This window comes from Chryseobacterium defluvii (assembly GCF_014204415.1).
GTDB lineage: Bacteria > Bacteroidota > Bacteroidia > Flavobacteriales > Weeksellaceae > Chryseobacterium > Chryseobacterium defluvii_A.
Map to the genome: position 1 here is coordinate 81,212 of NZ_JACHLE010000005.1, position 20,333 is coordinate 101,544.

24 protein-coding genes are annotated in these 20,333 nt (G+C 39.6%); 8 read left to right on the plus strand and 16 right to left on the minus strand.

Annotated elements, in window-relative coordinates; genetic code table 11:
- Positions 1-63: 63 nt before the first annotated feature.
- From HNP38_RS14895 to HNP38_RS14920, 6 genes are all read right to left on the minus strand, one after another.
- Positions 64-1,575 carry a carboxypeptidase-like regulatory domain-containing protein gene (locus HNP38_RS14895; RefSeq protein ID WP_184190931.1) on the minus strand — a complete coding sequence of 504 codons (1,512 nt, stop codon included), beginning with the start codon at positions 1,573-1,575 and terminating at the stop codon, positions 64-66.
- Between the two features lie 12 nt (positions 1,576-1,587).
- Entirely contained in the window at positions 1,588-2,952 is a 1,365-nt protein-coding gene (locus HNP38_RS14900; protein ID WP_184190933.1) for a CsgG/HfaB family protein, read from the minus strand.
- A gap of 21 nt (positions 2,953-2,973) precedes the next feature.
- Positions 2,974-3,384 (minus strand): curli production assembly/transport component CsgF, encoded by a 411-nt coding sequence (locus tag HNP38_RS14905; RefSeq protein WP_184190935.1) that lies wholly within the window; start codon positions 3,382-3,384, stop codon positions 2,974-2,976.
- A gap of 11 nt (positions 3,385-3,395) precedes the next feature.
- Positions 3,396-4,130 carry a curli-like amyloid fiber formation chaperone CsgH gene (gene csgH / locus HNP38_RS14910; RefSeq protein WP_184190937.1) on the minus strand — a complete coding sequence of 245 codons (735 nt, stop codon included), beginning with the start codon at positions 4,128-4,130 and terminating at the stop codon, positions 3,396-3,398.
- Between the two features lie 10 nt (positions 4,131-4,140).
- Positions 4,141-4,539, minus strand: a complete 399-nt coding sequence (locus HNP38_RS14915; protein WP_184190939.1) for a hypothetical protein — start codon at positions 4,537-4,539, stop codon at positions 4,141-4,143.
- Between the two features lie 163 nt (positions 4,540-4,702).
- Positions 4,703-5,587, minus strand: coding sequence for an RIP homotypic interaction motif-containing protein (locus HNP38_RS14920; protein ID WP_184190941.1), 885 nt, complete (start codon positions 5,585-5,587; stop codon positions 4,703-4,705).
- Positions 5,588-5,817: 230 nt separating this feature from the next.
- Here HNP38_RS14920 and HNP38_RS14925 point away from each other — a divergent pair, with 230 nt between their 5' ends.
- From HNP38_RS14925 to HNP38_RS14940, 4 genes are read left to right on the plus strand one after another with little or no spacing between them, the layout of a single operon-like run.
- Entirely contained in the window at positions 5,818-6,447 is a 630-nt protein-coding gene (locus tag HNP38_RS14925) for an NUDIX hydrolase (RefSeq protein ID WP_184190943.1), read from the plus strand.
- Between the two features lie 25 nt (positions 6,448-6,472).
- Complete coding sequence (locus HNP38_RS14930) at positions 6,473-7,279, plus strand: lysophospholipid acyltransferase family protein (RefSeq protein ID WP_184190944.1); 807 nt, start codon at positions 6,473-6,475, stop codon at positions 7,277-7,279.
- Positions 7,280-7,291: 12 nt separating this feature from the next.
- The gene (locus HNP38_RS14935; RefSeq protein ID WP_184190947.1) at positions 7,292-7,729 is read left to right on the plus strand and encodes a hypothetical protein; all 438 of its coding nucleotides are present in this window, start codon (positions 7,292-7,294) and stop codon (positions 7,727-7,729) included.
- Between the two features lie 6 nt (positions 7,730-7,735).
- Positions 7,736-9,073 carry a UDP-N-acetylmuramate--L-alanine ligase gene (locus HNP38_RS14940; RefSeq protein WP_184190949.1) on the plus strand — a complete coding sequence of 446 codons (1,338 nt, stop codon included), beginning with the start codon at positions 7,736-7,738 and terminating at the stop codon, positions 9,071-9,073.
- Positions 9,074-9,495: 422 nt separating this feature from the next.
- Here the strand turns inward: HNP38_RS14940 and HNP38_RS14945 are convergent, their stop codons facing one another.
- From HNP38_RS14945 to HNP38_RS14965, 5 genes are all read right to left on the minus strand, one after another.
- A complete protein-coding gene (locus tag HNP38_RS14945) occupies positions 9,496-10,566 on the minus strand; it encodes an NAD(P)H-dependent flavin oxidoreductase (protein ID WP_184190951.1) in 1,071 nt (356 codons plus the stop codon).
- Between the two features lie 38 nt (positions 10,567-10,604).
- Positions 10,605-11,306, minus strand: coding sequence for a DNA alkylation repair protein (locus HNP38_RS14950; RefSeq protein ID WP_184190953.1), 702 nt, complete (start codon positions 11,304-11,306; stop codon positions 10,605-10,607).
- A gap of 97 nt (positions 11,307-11,403) precedes the next feature.
- A complete protein-coding gene (locus HNP38_RS14955) occupies positions 11,404-12,279 on the minus strand; it encodes an aldo/keto reductase (protein ID WP_184190955.1) in 876 nt (291 codons plus the stop codon).
- A gap of 207 nt (positions 12,280-12,486) precedes the next feature.
- Positions 12,487-12,990 carry a GNAT family N-acetyltransferase gene (locus tag HNP38_RS14960; RefSeq protein WP_184190957.1) on the minus strand — a complete coding sequence of 168 codons (504 nt, stop codon included), beginning with the start codon at positions 12,988-12,990 and terminating at the stop codon, positions 12,487-12,489.
- 10 nt (positions 12,991-13,000) lie between these two features.
- Positions 13,001-13,894, minus strand: a complete 894-nt coding sequence (locus tag HNP38_RS14965) for a LysR family transcriptional regulator (RefSeq protein WP_184190959.1) — start codon at positions 13,892-13,894, stop codon at positions 13,001-13,003.
- A 104-nt stretch (positions 13,895-13,998) separates the two neighbouring features.
- Here HNP38_RS14965 and HNP38_RS14970 point away from each other — a divergent pair, with 104 nt between their 5' ends.
- From HNP38_RS14970 to HNP38_RS14980, 3 genes are all read left to right on the plus strand, one after another.
- The gene (locus HNP38_RS14970; RefSeq protein ID WP_184190961.1) at positions 13,999-14,613 is read left to right on the plus strand and encodes an NAD(P)H-dependent oxidoreductase; all 615 of its coding nucleotides are present in this window, start codon (positions 13,999-14,001) and stop codon (positions 14,611-14,613) included.
- Positions 14,613-14,900: a putative quinol monooxygenase gene (locus tag HNP38_RS14975; protein WP_184190964.1), complete on the plus strand. Its 288-nt coding sequence runs from the start codon at positions 14,613-14,615 to the stop codon at positions 14,898-14,900. The genes HNP38_RS14970 and HNP38_RS14975 overlap by 1 nt, the downstream gene beginning before the upstream one ends.
- An 80-nt stretch (positions 14,901-14,980) precedes the next feature.
- On the plus strand, positions 14,981-15,652 hold the full coding sequence (locus HNP38_RS14980; RefSeq protein ID WP_184190966.1) for a type 1 glutamine amidotransferase domain-containing protein: 672 nt from the start codon (positions 14,981-14,983) through the stop codon (positions 15,650-15,652).
- An 84-nt stretch (positions 15,653-15,736) separates the two neighbouring features.
- On the opposite strand, the gene HNP38_RS14985 is transcribed toward HNP38_RS14980, so the two are convergent.
- From HNP38_RS14985 to HNP38_RS14995, 3 genes are all read right to left on the minus strand, one after another.
- The gene (locus HNP38_RS14985; protein ID WP_184190968.1) at positions 15,737-16,180 is read right to left on the minus strand and encodes a carboxymuconolactone decarboxylase family protein; all 444 of its coding nucleotides are present in this window, start codon (positions 16,178-16,180) and stop codon (positions 15,737-15,739) included.
- 7 nt (positions 16,181-16,187) lie between these two features.
- Positions 16,188-16,616, minus strand: a complete 429-nt coding sequence (locus HNP38_RS14990; RefSeq protein ID WP_184190970.1) for a MauE/DoxX family redox-associated membrane protein — start codon at positions 16,614-16,616, stop codon at positions 16,188-16,190.
- A 63-nt stretch (positions 16,617-16,679) separates the two neighbouring features.
- On the minus strand, positions 16,680-17,252 hold the full coding sequence (locus tag HNP38_RS14995) for a Crp/Fnr family transcriptional regulator (protein ID WP_184190972.1): 573 nt from the start codon (positions 17,250-17,252) through the stop codon (positions 16,680-16,682).
- Positions 17,253-17,317: 65 nt separating this feature from the next.
- Between HNP38_RS14995 and HNP38_RS15000 the strand changes: the two genes are divergently transcribed.
- Positions 17,318-17,683 carry a DUF1304 domain-containing protein gene (locus tag HNP38_RS15000; protein WP_184190974.1) on the plus strand — a complete coding sequence of 122 codons (366 nt, stop codon included), beginning with the start codon at positions 17,318-17,320 and terminating at the stop codon, positions 17,681-17,683.
- 110 nt (positions 17,684-17,793) lie between these two features.
- On the opposite strand, the gene HNP38_RS15005 is transcribed toward HNP38_RS15000, so the two are convergent.
- On the minus strand, positions 17,794-18,264 hold the full coding sequence (locus HNP38_RS15005; protein ID WP_184190976.1) for a thioredoxin fold domain-containing protein: 471 nt from the start codon (positions 18,262-18,264) through the stop codon (positions 17,794-17,796).
- Positions 18,261-20,330, minus strand: a complete 2,070-nt coding sequence (locus tag HNP38_RS15010) for a TonB-dependent receptor plug domain-containing protein (protein WP_184190978.1) — start codon at positions 20,328-20,330, stop codon at positions 18,261-18,263. The genes HNP38_RS15005 and HNP38_RS15010 overlap by 4 nt, the downstream gene beginning before the upstream one ends.
- Positions 20,331-20,333 lie beyond the last annotated feature (3 nt).

Below are 20,333 nucleotides of genomic sequence, written 5' to 3' on the forward strand. Positions count from 1 at the left end.
TTAACCAAAAATTCCAAACCTCCCGGTTTGGAATTTTTCTGAATAAAGCTTATACTAATCGGGCTATTCATAGTCTGGCATATCCGCATTGCTAAACAGAGCGGTTCTCGTAAGATCTGTCATGGAACTGTTCAGATCTACTGTCATCACATTTCTCTGCGAAATATTATCATTGGAAGTATTCATGAAAATGATCTGGGCATTATTCGGTGAAAACCTCGGGTCCAGATCATTGGTTCCCATCGGCTTATCGCTTGCCTCAGATATATCATATACCACATTATTCGTTAAATTATAAATAAAAATACGGGAATCCAGCTGCCGGTAATTTCCGGATCCGTCCTGATAGCCGGAAGTATCCCGTGTATAGAGAAGAAGCTGCCCGTCTACGGAAAAATTAAGGCCGCCGCTGGCTCCGGACATTCCTGTAAGCACGGTTTTCAAAATATTTCCTGCCATATCTATAACGTATATTTTTGTATTATACCCGTTAAAGTCATTTGTTTTCAAAGCGATTTTACTGCCGTCATAGCTCCAGTCGCATTCGGAGATCATGCTTCCGTCCGGCGTGGTGTAGATCAGGCCCAATCCGCTTCCATCTTTATTGATACGGTACAATTTATCAAAATTTGAATAAATAAGCTCCTGCCCGTTCGTTCTCCATGCAAAATCCATTTCCTGATTATTAAATCCCCCTATCGGAACCGAGGTCACTTTAAACAGATTGGAGCCATCAGGATTGGCGGTATAGAGATGAGAGCTTCCGCCTTCGGTCCTTAAGAAAGCAATCAAACCGGCATTATTGTTTTTCCTTGGCCTCCAGCTATTGTAGGAAGATCCGGTAAACTGGAAATGATTTCCCAATTCATCACTGGAAATGATCACTGAATTCCCGCTCTGCTTTTGAACATAATGATAACGGTTGGCGGGAACAGTATTTGTGGTAAATTTGCTTATGGTACTCAGCACCGGCGAATGGATCCCATCTGAAACAGAAACCTGCCAAAAATAGCTTACCCCATATTTAAGATTGGCAAGGGTATAGTGATTGGCAGACAGATCATTAACCTGGATCACATTAGTATCAAGATTATTTTTAATGGTCACATTATATTTAAGAACATCATCCGTATCGGGATCTGTAGCACTCCAGGTAAGCTCAACACTTAAAGGCTGATTGACGGAATTATCCGTAGGGCTTAATAATAGCGGAGTGGAAGGCGGAGAATTCAGGGATGTATCATCATCCAGTTCAAACACCACTGTCACTACCTGGCTCTGGTTCTGTATATTTACTCCCTGAAAACTTGTCACATATCCTGTAAGTTCAGCTTTTACGGAATAGTTCCCAATAGGCATTTCTGTAATTTCGAATGAACCGTCCGCACCGCTGAATACGGTTTGAGTACTGGGTGTTGTGAAGATCTTTACATTAGGTATCGGCTCATTGGTCCCTCTTTTTACCACTTTTCCTTTCACTACCCCTGTCTGAACCTGATCTACAAGATCTTCACTACAGGAGAATAAACAAAAGGAAAGAATAAATATGCTGAGAATTTTGATTATCGTTTTCATAATGTTTGTTTTTTATTTATTACCAATGTAAAAATTGAGTCCTAATGCAAACCGTATAGCCTGATCCTTCCTTTTACCATTCACCAGACCTTCCCAATCGTCTTTAAAGCCAATATCATACTGAGAGGAGGCCCTTACGGCAACATTTTTGCCTACAAGGTATTCTATCCCGCCGCCAAACTGGCCTTTATAGCGGGGCTTAATATCTGATAACATCACACCGCCGCCACCATATATATAAGGACTGAATTTGTATCTTGGCAAAAGCAGGCACTCCAGGTTAACTTCAGGGATATAGTAGGTCCTTTTGACGATATTCTCATTTTCCAGTGTGAAAGTATTCGCATTGACTTCTATATTGAAATTTGGACTGATAAAATATTTCACTCCTACTTTGCCTCCCAAGGCCATTTTAGGATTTACATAGTCATCTTTAACTTTTTGCCCTTCAACAGCCGCAAAAAACGAAAACTGCTGCCTGTAATTATTGGGATATTTATTTCCTATCACCCTGTTTTTATTTACATCCTGTTCCCTGCTGTACTCATCTATCAATGCCTGATAGTTTGCGGTATCATCAGCAGATTTGCCCCAAATCTTATCCCTGATCCCTTCTACGATAAGTGATTTTACTGCCTTTTCTATAGCTTCGGTTACTGCAAGCTGTACCGGCTCATTTTGGGTAAGCCCCACCTCAGCCTCCAGAAGACGCTCCGTATCAATATACCGGAAAAAGCTTCCGTTTACACTGGTAGAGAGAATGGTTTTGGAAGTATAGACCGTTTTAAGGATTTCACCGTTTAAAGTGGAAACTGCCCGAAGATAAATAGTGATGCGGTCCTGCCTGTATTGGGAAGAAGCCCCGATACCGAAGTACCTGGCTCCGATACCTCCCGTCATAATATTGCTGTCATAAGAAATTACACCGCCCTCCAGAAGAATTCCGGCATAGAGAAGCGGCGGCAGAGACTGGCTGTTCTTATCAGCATCCTTAAGATATTCCTGTCTTGTAGACCGGATAATTTGCCTTTCGTTCAGAAGGTTGGCAATATTTTCTCTCTCAATGGGAATAAACCATTTGCTGTCTTCCAAGGCCTTAATAAGAATAGTGGTAGTACCCTGCGGAACAGCGGTACTCCAGTTATTTCCGTTTTCGGAAGGCTTGTACTGCCCCGTCTGGTCCCGGAATTTATAAACCCCTATGACAATTTTTTCTTTAGGCAGAGGCATATTTTTCAGTTCTGTGGTATAGTAGGTAGTCTCGCCCATCATAGATCTTTCCGGATTGGAAGGCAATCCCAGCAAAGAGCTGCAGGCTTGTATGAAACACAGCAATACGGCACAGAAAAAGATTCTGGTGTAAGTATGGACTCTCATGGTTGGTTGGTTTTTGGTTTTTTATTTTGGGATAACGATCTCGGACTGCTCTCCGGTATCCGTATCCAGAATATTAATCAGCAGTCCCTGAGCTGTTGTGGTAATTTGAAGGTATAATGAACCGAAAAGATAATTTCCGGGCTTTATGCTCCCTTCTCCGAACTGATCTTCAAACAGCTTCCGGGATAGTTCGCTCAATACCTGCCGGTTGAGGCTTTGGCTGAAGCTGTCCAGACCTTCCAGATCATCCAGCAAACTTCCAAAATCATTCTTTTCATCAAACTGATTCTGTGCATTGGCTGAGCTTAAAAGCCATTGATAGTTAAAAGTATCTCCCCCGAATGCCGGGTTGATCGGTTTGTACACGAGCTGTTGGGATCTTCCGAGGAATGTTCCCAAAATACAGGTCAAAGCAATAAAAATAGTTTTCATGGCGGGTGTTTTTAGTATATAAATTCATTCTTAATGAGGTTTTTCTTCGCGTTAAATTCTTTGATGTATCTCAGGCTGTGGGATAGCTGTTCTTTGAGATAATCTTCATTAGGATTGGTGATGAAACTATAAACGATCTTATCATCGATCTCAATATTGATCTGTCCGCTGGTTCCCCGTACCGGAAGCTCAGAGATGGTAATTGCGGAATTGCTTTTATCAGGAAGCTGACTGTACTGTATATAAAACAGATCATAAAAATCCTTCCCTACCTTGCTTTTGGTTTCATCAATAGTAAGCCCTCTCAACTCGAACACCGCATCTTCTTCCACCCTGCTGACCTTCTTTTTAAAAAGATCCGTATTGAGCTCTAGGCTGTCTTTTGCCACCAGTTTTTGGGTTTCTTCATCTTTTATATAAAGAAAGGCTTTCAATGCGTCTTTCTTTTCAAGATTGACACTGATCTCAGATAATACTTTTACTTCACCGGGATTAATAGAGAATTTTCCTTTCTGCTGATTGTTTGAAAGGTTTCCGCTGCCGCCTTTCTTAATGGAAACCAGAAGATAGTCAAGTTCTTCATAAATAGCGGAGTTGTTGGTGACCACGGCTTTCAGATTGATCTGGTCTTCCATAATCCTACTCTCTATTTTCGCATTTACTTTCCTCTCCTCTTGCCCGTTGATCAAAACAGAAAAGAAGATGAAGAAAGTACGGAAAATCAAAGAATGTAAGACTTTTTTCATTGTTTGCGCTTTAATAGTTCCTCATGAAAATGGTTACATTATCCCCCCTCACATTCATTTTAAGACCATCCGAAATACTGTTGCTTCCCGTAATATCAATGATATTATTGTTCCCCTGGGTGGTAACTGCAGCTTTTGTTTCCGTATCCGTAAAAGAATTAATGAAGTAAAAACTGTTATAATCACCTATCTGCCTCACCAAAACATCAGTTTTGGCATTAATAAACAAATCGGCATTATTGGAATCACCTATCTGAATAACCTCAGAAAGGGTCATTATTTGCTCAGACTGATGACCGGCAATAATGTTAAGAATAGTATTGCTGTTGATACGGTCCCAATCAACCTGTTGTGATTTCACAAAGAAAAAAAAGAAAAGTGTAGAGACACTCCATCCCAATTTAAACATGGTATTAATTTTTATTAAAGTTACAGCATTGGAAAGCCGGGAAAAACACACTAATCAGGTACAAATGAAAAATCACGGTTTTCGGGTACATTTGAAATATCCGGGAAAAACAAAAAGGAGAAGCCCGAAAGCCTCTCCTGCTACTATATTCAGATCTACAGTATTAGTTAGATTGAGTAACTGTTAAAGAGTTATTATTTCCCATTTGTGTTCCTGTGTGCATGTGAGAGTCACCGCTTTGGCTTACCATAGCATAGTTATCATCACCCATTTGCACATCGATGGCAGTGTTGTCATCACCTGACTGAACCTGATACAGTTCGTTGCCGTCACCTATCTGAACTCCCATAGCCGTATTGTCGTCTCCTAATTGTAAAGCTACAGCAATATTACCATCCCCTATCTGATCATTGGATGCACTGTTGTCATTTCCATCCTGATACTGAACTAGGAAATTAGAGTCCCCCACCTGTAATCCGGTAGCTTCATTTCTTCTTCCGATCTGTGCCTGGCCGGCAATATTTTCATCACCTACCTGGATAAGGGAAGCATCATTTCTTCGTCCATCCTGATACTGAATAGCAAGGTTTTCATCACCTACCTGCCATGCGGAAGCACTGTTTCTTCTACCATCCTGATATTGGGTAACGGAGTTATCGGTACCTAATTGTACAGAAGATGCCTCGTTTCTTCTTCCGATCTGTGTTTGTTCTGTTGAGTTAAATAATCCTAACTGCCAGGTATCTGCAGAGTTTCTGTTTCCAAGCTGGCTTACTTCATTAGAGTTGCCCAATCCGGTTTGATCTACATCTATATTGTTTCTGTTTCCGATGCTTTCTGCATCGTTTGTATTAAATGCCCCCACCTGGTCAATGTCAGCATCATTACGATTTCCGTCCTGTGTTAAGGTATTAATGTTCAATAAACCTGTCTGGTCTACAGTGGCAGTATTCAGGTTTCCGTTTTGAGATGTCACATCAACATTGAATTGTGCAAAAGTGAAGCCCATGGTCATTAGTGTAAATACACCTGTAATAAAGTTTTTCATTTTAGTAAAATTAATTGGTTAATAGTGAGACAAAGATAGAATCTATACAAAATGGAGAAACCACTAAAAAAGTGTAAATTTTAAAAATCACCGTTTATCGTTTTCAAAATCACCGTTTACCGTTAAAAGCTAAAATAACGGTTAAAAATTAACCAAAATCAGGTCATTACTAATAATTAATTCATACCAGTACTTATTCTTTCTTAAATATATATTCCTAAATTTGATGTATGGAAAGTTTTGGAAAAGATCTGCTGAGAAAAATTACAAACGTGGAGTTACCCGGAGAGCATGCCCATGGTATCTTCTCACCTCCTTACCGTCCGGTTTTCACCTATGATCAGGTTCTGGCGAAAAATCCAAAGTTCGCAGCCGTAAATATTGTACTGTATCTAAAAAACAACGAATGGTATTTTCCCCTGATCCAAAGGACAGAACATGAGCATGACAGACATAGCGGACAAATATCCTTACCCGGAGGAAAACGGGAAGAGATGGATAAAGACTTTGCTGAGACCGCCGTGCGCGAAACATCAGAGGAAATTGGGATTGACAGGCATTATGTAAGGGTCGTACGGCAGATGTCCCCTATTTACATTCCGCCAAGTAATTTCTATGTTTATCCGTACATTTCCTATACCCGGAAAAATCCCGTTTTTGTGTTACAACAGAGCGAAGCGGTAGAAATGATCGAGTTTCCGGTAGCCAGTTTTCTTACCCTATCGGATGAGCCGGAAATAATGACCCTTCCCGGTGCAGGCGGACTTGAAGTTCCTGTGATCAATTTCAACGGATATATTATCTGGGGAGCTACGGCAATGATCTTAAGTGAATTCAGCCAGTTACTGAAAAATATGTAACTTTGCAGTATCGTGTTTAATTGAGATGGCGAAGAAAAATATTTTCACCGATGCATTCGGGACACCTTATTTTTTAAAAAGGTTTATTATTTTTATTTTGGGAGTGGTTTCTTACAGAAGATTCAACGGCTTTAATAAATTAAAAATAACCGGTACTGAGCACCTTGTGGATCTTCCGGATTCCAATGTGCTGTTTGTTTCCAACCATCAGACGTATTTTGCGGATGTAGCAGCCATGTACCATGCATTCTGTGCCGTAAACAACGGATATCTGAACACCATTAAAAACCCGATCTATCTGCTGAACCCCAAAATCGACTTTTACTATGTAGCAGCTGAAGAGACCATGAATAAAGGTATTCTTCCAAAAATATTCAAGATTGCCGGTGCTGTAACAGTAAAAAGAACCTGGCGGGCTGAAGGCAAAAATGTCAACAGGATGGTAGACCTTACTGAGGTTGATAATATTATGAAGGCCTTAGACAATGGCTGGGTAGCTACTTTCCCTCAGGGTACCACATCAGCTTTTGCCCAGGGAAGAAGAGGTACGGCAAAGCTGGTCAAAAACCAGCGCCCGATCGTGATCCCGATTAAAATTAACGGATTCAGGCGGGCTTTTGATAAAAAAGGACTCCGTGTAAAGGTAACAGGTGTAAAACCGACCATGGAATTTAAAGCCCCTCTGGATATAGATTACGATAACGAAAATGCACACGAAATCTTACTGAAAATCATGACTGCCATTGAGCAGACCGAAGATTTCAATTTATTACACAATTATGATGAAGAACTTAAAGCTAAAAAATTAGAACAAAAGGACTCAGATAATTAAAGTAAATCAGATATGAAAACAATAGCGGGGATCTTATTTGCGATCATAGTATTAGTTTCATGCAACAGTCAGAAAGCATATTCGGATTTTGATATAAGTTATTCAAGAAGCGGAGGATTTGCTCCGATATACGAGAATTTATTGATAAAAAATGATAAAGCGCACTACTCTTTTGAAGGGCAGGGGAAAAAGTATAAACAGGATTTTAAAATTTCCGGCGAAGATTTAAAAAAGCTGAATAACACTCTTTCCCAGAATAATTTCAGAAGTATACAGGAAGACCGTAAAAAACTGTATGACCATATCACCACTTCTATCAATATCAAGAAAGGGCCTAATACGGGCAGCAAAACAGACGCCAGCTTGATCATGTCCAATTATAAAACAAACTGGGATAATATCCTGAATGTTTTTCAGGAAATCATTAATAACAATGTTAAAAAACAGTAAAAGAAATTGAAAACCCATTTCATTGCTATAGGCGGAAGTGCCATGCATAATCTTGCCATTGCGTTAAAAGATAAAGGATATCAGGTTACCGGCTCGGATGATGCCATTTTTGAGCCTTCAAAATCCCGGCTGGAAAAGAAAGGAATCCTACCCGAAGAAATGGGCTGGTTCCCGGAAAAGATCACTCCGGACATTGATGCCATCATTCTTGGAATGCATGCCCATCAGGACAACCCTGAACTGGCAAGAGCTAAAGAGCTGGGTTTAAAAATATACTCCTACCCCGAATTTCTCTACGAACAATCAAAAAATAAGACCCGTGTCGTGATCGCAGGCTCACACGGAAAAACTACGATAACCTCGATGATCCTTCATGTTTTGAGCTTTCATGAAAAAGATGTGGATTTCATGGTTGGAGCACAATTAGAAGGTTTCGACTGTATGGTAAAACTCACGCAGGACAATGATTTTATGGTACTGGAAGGAGATGAATACCTTTCCTCTCCTATTGACCTTCGTTCAAAGTTTTTATTGTACCAGCCCAATATTGCTTTAATGAGTGGTATTGCATGGGATCATATTAATGTGTTCAAAACATTTGATGATTATATAGAACAGTTCAGGAAATTTGTAGCAAGCATCACTCCCGGCGGTGTTTTGGTATATAACGAGGAAGACCCTGAAGTGGTAAAAGTAGTGGAAGGTGCGGAAAATTATTTCAGAAAAATCCCTTACAGAACTCCGGAATATGAGATCAGTAACGGAAAAGTATACCTGAAAACCGAAATGGGAGACATCCCGCTTTCTGTTTTTGGTGCCCACAACCTTCTGAATATGGAAGGAGCAAGGCATATCTGCCAGCAGCTGGGTATTATGGACGGAGATTTCTATGATGCGATCATGAGCTTCAAAGGGGCCTCAAAACGTCTTGAAAAAGTAGAAAGAGAAGATAAAGGAACGCTTTACAAAGATTTTGCGCATGCACCGAGTAAAGTGAAAGCAACCGTGAAAGCATTTCAGGAACAGTTCAAGAATGAGAAGAAATATGGTTTCCTGGAGCTTCATACCTATTCAAGCTTAAATCCTGTCTTTTTAGAACAGTATAATCACGCCATGGATGGCCTGGACGAAGCTGTGGTTTTCTATTCAGAAGATGCTTTAAAGATCAAAAGAATGGAACCTATATCTCCCGAGCTCATCAAAGAAAAATTCAAAAATGAAGCTTTAAAAGTATTTACCAATGCGGAAGAGCTTCATGCATACTGGGAAACTTTAGATAAAACCAAAGGAGTTTATTTGATGATGAGTTCCGGTAACTTCGGCGGTCTGGATTTAACAAAATAAAATGTACGCTCTGTCATTCTGAACGGAACGCAGTGGAGTGAAGAATCTTATTGTAAAACCCTAATTATTTTAATTACACTTTAACAATTAGATTTTAAACCATTAAAGGGTATTTAAGATTTTAAAGATATTAAGAGCCTGTTTAAATTTTTAATTTCAATTTGACAGGTTTGTCATTTTGAGCGAAACGAAGTGAAGTCAAAAAATCTTAAATATATGAATTTCAATAGATTCTTCATTCCATAATGCTTCGCAAAATTCCATTCAGAATGACAAAAAGAACTTTTAAATAAAATTTAAACAGGCTCTAAGTAATAAAGCTGTTTCAAAATTGAGACAGCTGATTTTTCTAAACGCAAAGTTTAATTGATTTAAAAACTTTACCTCTTAAAGATCAGCAGTAATAAGAATACTTCTTTGCGTTAAAATTTATCCGTTTCTTCACACTCCCGAATAAGCTTTTTTAAAATATCCTCCGTAGAAAGCTCACTGTAACGATGGATCGACTGCCCGGCCCAAATGCTTACGAAATCTGTATTTTTCAAAGCTTTTGAAACTTTTCTAAGCTCATTCGTCAATTTATTCTGGTAAGGATATGGCAAAATATATTCTGAACTCTCTAATGCTTGTATATACTTATTCTTAATTCCTCTTGCATAGCGCCCTGAAAAGCTTCTCGTTAAAACAATATCCTTTGCATTCACATTTTGAAGCCTTTCTTTTTCAAACGGCTGCAAAGCACTTTCTTCAGAAGCCAATAACATGCTTCCTACCTGAAACCCCTGTGCTCCTAATTCTTTGGAAGCTTTTAATGTTTGGGCATTGTAGATCCCTCCGGCATAGATCAAAGGAACATTCACCCGATCATCAACCTGTGCCAGTAAAGACAACCCTCCGATCCGGAGAATATCCTCAGCGTTAAACGTTCCCCTGTGTCCCCCCGCTTCAATTCCCTGCACACAGATCATATCAATCCCCGAATTCTCCAGGATCAGAGCTTCCTCAACTGAAGTACAGGTCCCGATAAGGGTAACCTCATTTTCTTTCAGCTTCCGGATACTTTCATCATCAAGGTTCCCAAAAGTGAAACTTACAATCTTGCAGTTCTCATCATTAATCACATCGATCTGCTCATGATATCCATTTATCTTAATGTCTTCAAGACCGGGAAGATGAACGTTTATATTATTTTCTTCAGCAAGTTGCTCTATAAACAGTTTTGTTCTGATATACCCGGCTTTTAACGATTCTGTAATTTCAGGGATATGATGCACAAAAATATTTACGGCAAAAGGCTGATCGGTCAGCTTTTTTGTTTGCCTGATCAGATCAGCAGACTGATCCGCAGAAAGATCCGCCAATGCCAGAGAACCGAGGCATCCGGCCCTTGCGGTGGCAGAGACCATTTGTGGTGTGCTTACTCCAAACATCGGAGCCTGGATAACAGGATATCTGATATTGAATTTCTTACTGATAGTATCCGGCCAAAGCATAGTATTTATTTTATTGATATGAAAAAAAGAAGCAATATTTATTGCTTCCTTAGTTCTTTATAATATTTTTTTGTCTCTGCGCCCAGTTTCTCTATTGCATAGGAAAATGTTGCTGAAGGCATTGTTTTCACATAAGCATCCAGAAAAGAGAGTAATTTCTTATAATCCTTTTTCCCGGCTTCCCTTACCCAGCTTCCTACGGCTTTATTCACCAGATCATCAGGATCATGAACAAGGATTTCAGCAATTTTAAATGTATCATCCGTCTCATTCTTCCTGATAAACGCATGAGTGCTGACTATAGCCGTCCTTCTTTTCCAGGGACTTTTGGATTTTGCCAGCTCATACAGAATATCTCTGGGTTTATCGATCAGATACTCCCCAATGATATTCCTTGCTGCCCTGTCTACAAAATCCCAATTGTTCAGACGGTCATGACGCAGGAGATACAGGTCAAAAAGCTCTTTTCTCTTTTCTGGGGTAACCTTTTTATGGCCAGCCTGAAAATCCATAATACTTACCGCCCCCATTCTCACTTCATAGAAATCGCTGTCCAATAGAATATTGACCTCATCCAAAGGCATCGCCGAAAATTCTCTCGCCGTGTTGAAAACATCCCCAAATTTCACCCCGAAGTGTTTTGTAACCCCATCATTCCCTTTGAAAAATTTTTCAACCTTATTGATCTCTTTCTCATTAATGAATAATGAAAGCCTTTCTACGAACTGTTCTGCCGTCATAATTGTTTTTTATTCAGATTTTATTCCCGCAGATTATACAGATCCAGTAACGCAATCATCTGCGTTATCTGCAAAATCTGCGGGAGTACAAAAAAAATCAAATATCCGCTACGGAATTCAGCATTTTTTGCTCCCATTCAGGATCTTTAGGATCAAAGAACAATCTTTTTCCGGTATCCAGAGAACGTACCACATTCATTTCATCCTCCGTCAGCCCAAAATCAAAAACATTGAAATTTTCTTCAATTCTTGAAGGCGTAACAGACTTTGGAATAACTACAAACCCCTCCTGCAAATGCCATCTTAAGATGACCTGTGCCGTTGTTTTATGATACTTTTCAGCAACAGCCTTTAAAGCTTCATTATTCAAAAGCTCTGCATTCCCGTTTCCAAGAGGACTCCACGGCTGTGTTATGATATTATTTTCCCGGCCATATACCTGCAGTTCCTTTTGCTGGAAAACCGGGTGCAGTTCGATCTGATTAATGACGGGAAGAATTGATGAATTGGCTTTCAGCTCTTCTAATTTTTCAACCGTGAAATTACATACCCCAATCGCTTTGATCTTCCCTTCATGATACAGCTCTTCCAAGGCTTTCCAGGCTCCTAAGAAATCCCCGAAAGGCCAGTGAAGCAGATACATATCCAGATAATCCATCTGTAGCCTGTCCAATGTCCTACGGAATGCGCTTTTTGCCTTTTCATACCCGTGATCCTGAACCCAGAGTTTTGAGGTAATAAACAGTTCATCCCTGCTCACTCCGCTGTTTTTCACGGCATTTCCAACGGCCGTTTCATTCAGGTAAATAGAAGCCGTATCGATCATTCTGTATCCCGTCTGAATAGCTTTGATCACAGCATTTTCACACTCTTTCATATCTTCCATCTGCCAGACCCCGAAACCTAAAGCCGGGATATCAACTCCGTTATTCAATGTAACAACCGGCTGCCCCGTGTATGTTTTCTGTTGCATAATTCCTCGTTTTATTTTTTTATTTAACGTAAAACAAAGTTGCGACAAAAAATCGAAATTCTGTATTACTTTCGATTGATTGCTTTATTTTTAAACTACCCCGTCTTTTTGCTGTGCAAAAATCCACCCCTTCAAAGAAGGGGAATTTTAATCAGATAAATGGTTTAAATTAAGGATATAATAATAATAGTTTATCCTTTGCTTTGATTAAAATTTTTCAATTTTGTAAATAACTCCTTTAGACCCGTTGAAATCAAACTCCTTTTCAAAACTCAGCCCGATCTTCTGAAGCACTTTGATGGATGCAGCATTTTCTGCCATAGCTCTGCCGATAATCCTTTTCAGGTCCAGTTCTTCAAAACCGTACCGGATACACGCTTCTGCACTTTCCGTTGCAAGCCCTTTATTCCAGTACTCTTCAAAAAATCTGAAACCAATGTCCGTTTCACCGGAATTCTTATCGTATTTCAAACCGCACCAGCCAAGAAATTGGTGGTTCTGTTTACAGATCACCGCCCATCTCCCAAAACCATTGATCTGATAATCCCCATAGTTTTTTAAGAATTCCCTTGCTTCTTCAATATTTGTAAAAGATACATCACCGGTATATCTTATAACGTTCGGATTTTGATTGAGCCTATAAAAACTTTCCGCATCATCTGTCGTTAATTCTCTTAATAGAAGCCTGTCTGTTTCTAAAATTTTCTTCATCTCAATTGGATTATTTCATTACCTGCCTGAACAGCCCTTTGATATGATCGATCTCCGTAGGATAATTGGTATTTTTCCTGCATCCGAAATACAAAGTATTCTTTAACTTCTTCTCTCCTTCCCAGATCAATTTGATCTCTCCGCTTTCAATTTCATTCCTGCATAAAAAATCAGGGACCACAGCCAGCCCGGTTCCACCCTTCAGGCATCGGATAATAGAATTTAAATTGGGAACGATATAATTAGGTCGGAAATTCGGCTTGTGCCTAAAGTTTAAGATCCAGAACTGGAAAAGATGCTCCATATCTCCTGTCGTTCCGTACCATTTTTCCTGTTTCAGCCATTCTTCAGCATGCTCAGTTCCTTTTTTCACTACTTTTTTAAAACTCTCCGTATCAATATACTTTCCGCCTACCAAAATGATCTGTTCCGATGAAAAAGCTTCATGCAGGATATTGGGAGACACTCCTTTTTTAGGGGTAATAATTAAATCCAAAATCCCTTTATCCAACTGATCCAGCATTTCCGGATATTCTCCGAAACAGATGATAAGATTGAAAGGCAAAGTGGAGACATACTGCTCTAAAGTGGTCTGAAAGGTCTCAAAGCACATTCCCACACTGATGGTCGGGGTAAGTTTCTCTGTAGACTTCTGGAAATTTTTTTCCACATCCTCCAGTTTTGCCAATGGTTCAAATACCGCATTGAACAAAACTTTTCCCCTTTCGGTAGGAATCATTTTCCGGCCTGTCCTGTCAAACAGTTTGTAGCCTACATAGGCTTCCAATGAACTTAAATGCAGGCTCACCCCCGGTTGCGAAATAAATAAGGCATCTGCTGCTCCGGTAAGCGTTCCGGTCTTGTATATAGCCTTAAAGGTTCGATACCATTCTAAATTAACCATGATTAAACTATTATAATTATGATACAAATGTATAATTTATATTATTTTTATTATACAAAAATCGAAGCTAATTTTGCATTGTAAAATTTAACATTCTAAAAGCAATGAAAAAAGTATTGATAATCAACGGCGGGCAAAACTTCGGGCATTCCGGAGGAAAATATAACACAACGATCACGGAAAATACTCTGGAGGTCTTAAAAGGATTTGAAAATGTGGAAGTGAAAATCACCAACGTAGATGAGGGCTATAACGGCGATGAAGAAGTCCAGAAATTCGTTTGGGCAGATTATATCATCTATCACACTCCTATCTGGTGGTTTCAGCTTCCGAACGGCTTAAAAAAGTATATTGATGAAGTTTTCACGGCAGGGCACGCCAAAGGAATTTATATGAGCGATGGAAGAAGTGCAGAAAACCCGCAGATCAATTACGGAACCGGAGGTATGCTGGGCGGAAGGAAATATATGGTAACCACAAGCTGGAATGCACCTGCCACCGCATTTACCCTCCCCGGAGAATTTTTTAACGAAACAAGTGTGGATAACGGGCCGTTATTTGGCTTCCACAGAATGAATGCCTTTGTATCATTGAAAAAAATGGAAAGCTTTCATTTCCACGATGTAGAAAAGAATGCAAATGTAGAACGCGATATGGAGCTTTACAGAGAGCATCTTAAAAATGTTTTTGAAAAAGAATTAAAACCCCAGTTGGTATAATGAAGATCTATCTTACAGCCATTATAAAATCTAAAGAGGAATATCAGGCAGAAGTCTTGGAAGTTCTCCGGAATATGGTAAAGGAAACCAGAAAAGAAGAGGCATGCGAATTGTATAACCTTCATCAGGGAATCGAAGATAAAAACCAGTTTATTTTCTATGAAATATGGAAAGACGCGGATGGATTGTCCCAACATAACGAGCAACCGTACATTCAGGCTTTTGGAGCTTTGATTGATGAGAAACTACAGGAGAAACCCCAAATCTATACCACACACATTATTTAAATATGAAAAAAATAGCATTTGTATTATTAACCTTATTCACAATAGGATTATTTCAAGCACAAAACAAAAAATCCATTCCTATGAAAAAGAAAATTTTATTTGTCGTGACCAGCCATGACAAAAAAGGCAATACCGGAGAAAGCACTGGATACTATTTAGGAGAAGTTTCTCATCCCTGGGAAGTCCTTCATCATGCAGGTTATGAAATCGACTTTGTAAGCCCGAAAGGCGGAACCCCTCCGGTTGACGGATTCGACCTTAAAGATCCGGTAAATAAAGAGTTTTGGGAAACTCCCGAATATAAAAATAAAATTGACCATTCATTACAGCCTTCCCAGGTAAATCCTTCCGAATATGCGGCAATTTTTTATGCAGGCGGTCATGGTGCCATGTGGGATCTGGCTGACAATACGAAATTAGCAGAAATAGCTTCCAAAATTTATGAGAACGGAGGAATTGTTGCCGGAGTGTGTCACGGGCCGGCAGGTTTAGTGAATATTAAGCTTAGCAACGGTAAATATCTTGTTGATGGTAAAAAGATCAATGCATTTACCAATGAAGAAGAATCTGAAGTGAAGCTAACGGATATTGTTCCCTTCCTTTTAGAGGATAAATTAAAGGAAAGAGGGGCAAAATTTGAAAAATCAGGGCTTTGGCAGCCACATGTAGTAACAGACCAGAGAGTGATCACCGGGCAGAATCCCCAATCTGCAAAAGGGGTCGGAGAAGCCATCCTAAAAGAACTCCCATAATTAAAGGTAAAAACCGTACTTCATAAAAAAGAGCTTTTCAGGATTGAAAAGCTCTTTTTGTAAATAACTACTTATTCCCGAAAACTACTTCATGATAGGCAGATGGGTACTGATCGCAATCCTGTTCCATCCATTGATCGTCACAATGGCCATAATGATTTGTGCAATTTTACCCTCACCAAAAAGCTGATGAGCTTTATAATACGTTTCATCTGTTAATCCTTTTTGACTGATCAGGGTGATTTCTTCTGTCATTGCCAAAAGTACCTGCTCTTCTTCCGTGAATAATTCCGTAGCTTCTCTCCACGCATTCAGAAGAAAGATCCTTTGCGGGGTTTCACCATACTTCAGTGCATCTTTCGTATGCATATCCAGGCAAAAGGCACATCCGTTGATCTGTGAAGCTCTGATCTTGATCAGTTCTTTCTGGATGTGATTTAGAGAAATGGTCTGAAGGTAGCCTTCCAATCCCATCATTGCTTTGTAAGCTGCTGAATCTGTTGTTGCGATGTTTAATCTTGTGCTCATACTATTGCTATTTTTTATTGAGATTATCTATTGTGAATGAATATTCCTGTTGACCGGCCAGTAAAAATGCAGCCGCACTTCCTACCCATACGGAATAATCAAGAGGAGCCTTAAAACCTAAAGCTATGGTCATTGATAAAGCAAAAATCAGCAGAAGAAATCCGGTTCCATAAGCTGCTGCTTTGGTTTTATATCCAAAAAACAACATCAATGGCAAGATGATCTCTAAAAAAGTAGCTCCATAGGCTGAAAGTCTGCTTAAACTCTCGGGAAGAAAGAAAGTAAGCTGCCGGGTATATTTTTCAAAATTCTCCCAGTTTCCCCATGCGGAGTTCTTTCCCCACCATCCGAAACGGTCCGCTACCGCAGAAAGCATGGTCACTGCAAGGGCTAATCTTAAAAATAATTGTGAAAACTGAACTTTTGGATCTGTCATTGTATTGGCTTTTAATCATATGACAAAGTTCCGGTTTATTAATTATAAAAATCTTAAACTGGTTTAAGAACGTAATTTTGCCCTGATCTCGCTGAGATATTCAGGAGTAAAACCTAAAAAAGAAGCGATCAGATATTGAGGGATTCTTTGAATAAACCAAGGATACTGAGTGCTGAAGTTCACATACAATTCTTCTCTGGTCATTTCATAAAGGTAGCGGATCCTTCGTTCGGAGGAAGCATAGGCCCTCTGGTAGATCATCCTGAAATAACGCTCCATCACAGGATGTTTTTTTAATAATAATTCCTGGGACTGAAGGTCAATAACCAAAATAGTGCAACGTTCTACCGTCTGGATACAGAACTCAGAAGAGATCTGTCTTTCATAAGCAAAAGTATCCGTAATCCACCAGTTTTCAATAGCAAATTCTGTGGTCTGCTCCACTCCTTTTTCATTGATGAAAAACTTTCGGAGACAGCCTTGTAAAACAAAATACATACATCTGCACACTTCCCCGTTAAGCATCAGGTTCTGTTTTTTCTTTACTTCCATCACCTCAAAAAAAGAAAGAATGGAAGCATATTCTTCATCATCCACTCTGATGAATTTGTCTAAATGTGCCTTGAAAGTATCCATTTTTGAAATTGAGTAACCAAACTTAACTTTATTTTTTTAGTTTTACAATTCAAAAACAATAAATAATGGAAATAGTCGCAAAAGTTTTGATCGCATTAGTAGCTTTGGAACATCTATATATTCTCTGGATGGAAATGTTCGCCTGGGAAACAAAGGGAAAAGAGGTTTTCAAGGCTGCATTACCCGCAGAAATGTTCAAACCTACAAAAGGACTGGCTGCTAATCAGGGGCTTTATAATGGTTTCCTTGCTGCCGGGCTTATCTGGTCTCTTCTGATCAAAGATGAGCAATGGCAGACCAATGTAGCCTTATTTTTCTTAGGATGTGTTACTGTAGCAGGAATCTACGGAGCGGTTTCCGCTGCCAGAAAAATATTCTTCGTTCAGGCCTTACCTGCTATTCTGGCCATTATTGCTGTCCTTTTAAAATAATCGGTTTCCGATAACTTTTAATCATACCACAGATTACACAGATATTTTAACACAATCATCTGCGTAATCTGCTAAATCTGCGAGAGGAATATTCTATAAGCATTTAAATGTCATCTGAATTGAGCAGAAATCTCCGAAAGTTTCTGTTTCATCACTTCAGGTTTAAGATTCCCTTCATGATAATACACTAAATTCTGATTTTTGTCCAGGAAAATCCACAACGGATAAACAGGCTGGTTTTTATTTTTAGATAAAGCCAGAGCCAGCTCATGAATGCCCGAATTTCCATTGGACAGATATCCAAACTCCTGATCCTGAAAACGGATACTTTCTTTTGTCTTTTCCGCCTCGAAATTGATGAAGTAAAAATCCTCGTTCACAGTTTTTACAAGATCTTTATCTTTATTCATCTTAAAGGACTCAATCTTACATACACCGCACCAGTCAGTATACAAATGAATGATGACCGGCTTTGAGTTTTCATTCTTCAGGATTTCAAGCTCAGAAAAAGTACCTGTTTTTATCTGTGAAAAACAAAAACAGGATACTGACATTAAAAATAAAATTAAAATCTTTCTCATTTTAAAGTATATTTTACACCTAAAAACCCCCTTATTCCCTGCATGGGGGCATACCCGTAAGTCGTATCGAAAGTATAATGATTTGGGTTATTCACCGGATCATTCACATGCTGATCAAACGGATCGAATGGCCGCATCAAAGGATCTTTCGGAGTGAAATTGAACAGATTCTTGATCCCGCCATAAATTTCAAATCCTGATCTGAAACTCTTTGAAACCTGGATATTGGCCAGAGAATAGAACGGAGAATACTCCGGGCGATAGTCATTCGGTAAGACAGGCAGCCGCATAGGCCCGTAAAACTGTCCTGTGAGGTCTACCGTAAAAGAATTCGGGAATTTATAAGTTAGGTTATAAGTCCCGCTCCATTTCGGTGCATGCAGCTGTTGTGATTTTTCACTTTCTCCATCCAGTTTCTGATAAACATCCAGATAAGTGATCCCTGCATTGATGCTCAGGGGAAAGCTGAAACTGTAGTCCAGATTCAGGGAAACACCCCTTGAAATTCCGTATCCGTGAAGATTATCATAGATAATTTTATCCGGTTCCGTATCAAAATCTCCCACGATCTTGTTACTGAAATAGGTATAAAAAGCAGAAGCATCAAGATTGATCAGACGGTCTCCAACGGGAATTTTCCAGACGTAATTCAAATTCCCGTTGACAGATCTTTCCGGCTTCAGATCTGACCTGATCACCACTTCACGAGAACCCGTGAGTGCTGCATGATCTTCTGTGAATAAATTCACTACCCTGAAACCCGTTCCGAAATTGAAACGCAGCGTATGATAGGGGTTCGGTGAAAATTTCCATGCAAACCTCGGCGAATGTACGGAATGATGGACTTTATCATAATCATACCTGTAGCCTAATAATAATGTGTTTTTAGAATCAATTTCCCATTGGTCCTGAATAAAAGCACCCCAGATCGGAGATTTCATAGGCTGATTGGCTAAACCGTCTGCCGATAAAGTTCCGGGTGTATTATCATCATAAAAAGTTTTCTTAAAAGTCAGTCCCAGGATCAGGTCATGCTCACCCAGTTTCTTATCCCAGTACGTTTGTACAAACGCTACTTTTTGGGTTGCATTAAAAGGATTGGCTCCGTAAAAAGAATTCTGGTCATGGTAATTATAGGACAGCTGGGTAACCACCTGTTCCTTAAAAGGCCATTGGTATACCCCGAAAGCTTCTGCCCTGTTGGTATAAATACTTTCGCCATAAACCTCACTACTTCCCCTGTAAGTCCTGTCCCACTCCATTTCCCCGCCAAAACGGTCTTCATACAGATACCTCAAAGCAAAGCTCGCCTGCCGGTTTTCCTTTCTCTGAAAATTCCATTTATTAAAAACTGAAACCCTGCTCTGTAAAGCGGAATCCGTAAAATTATCTTTATTCCGGTCTATCTTTCTTCCGAAGTTGAAATAGTTGAAGCTTAACAAAGAAGCCACATTCTTCCCCAGATTAAATTTTGTGGAGACATCCACATTATTTTCTCTCCAGGTGCTTGTCATTACATCAACACTCAATTTCGGGGCAGTAAGGGCATTTTTGGTGATGATATTGATCACTCCGCCCATGGCCTCGGAACCGTAAAGGGAAGAAGCTGGCCCTTTTACCACCTCTATCCTGTCAATAAGACTGTTTGGAATCCCGCTTAATCCATAAACAGTTGAAAGGGAGCTTACAATAGGCATTCCGTCTATCAGGATCATAGTGTAAGGGCCTTCCAAACCATTGATATGAATATCCCCAGTATTGCAAACCGAGCAATTCAGTTGGGGTTTTACCCCGTTTACCATAGCGATTGCCTCAAAAATACTGGGTGTAGGGTTTTTCTGGAAAAATTTCTGACTATAGATCTCCACAGCCACAGGGCTTTTGGATTTACTTATAGGTTTTATGGTTCCTGTGATTACTACATCATCAATTAGTTTTGTTTTCATTTCCTTCCTGCCGGCAGCCGAAGAATCAGTTTTTTTAATCTGATCTACATTCAGGCTGTCTATTTCCTGGGAGAAACAATAAGAGGATAAAAAGATAACAGAAAATAATATTCGCTTCATGAA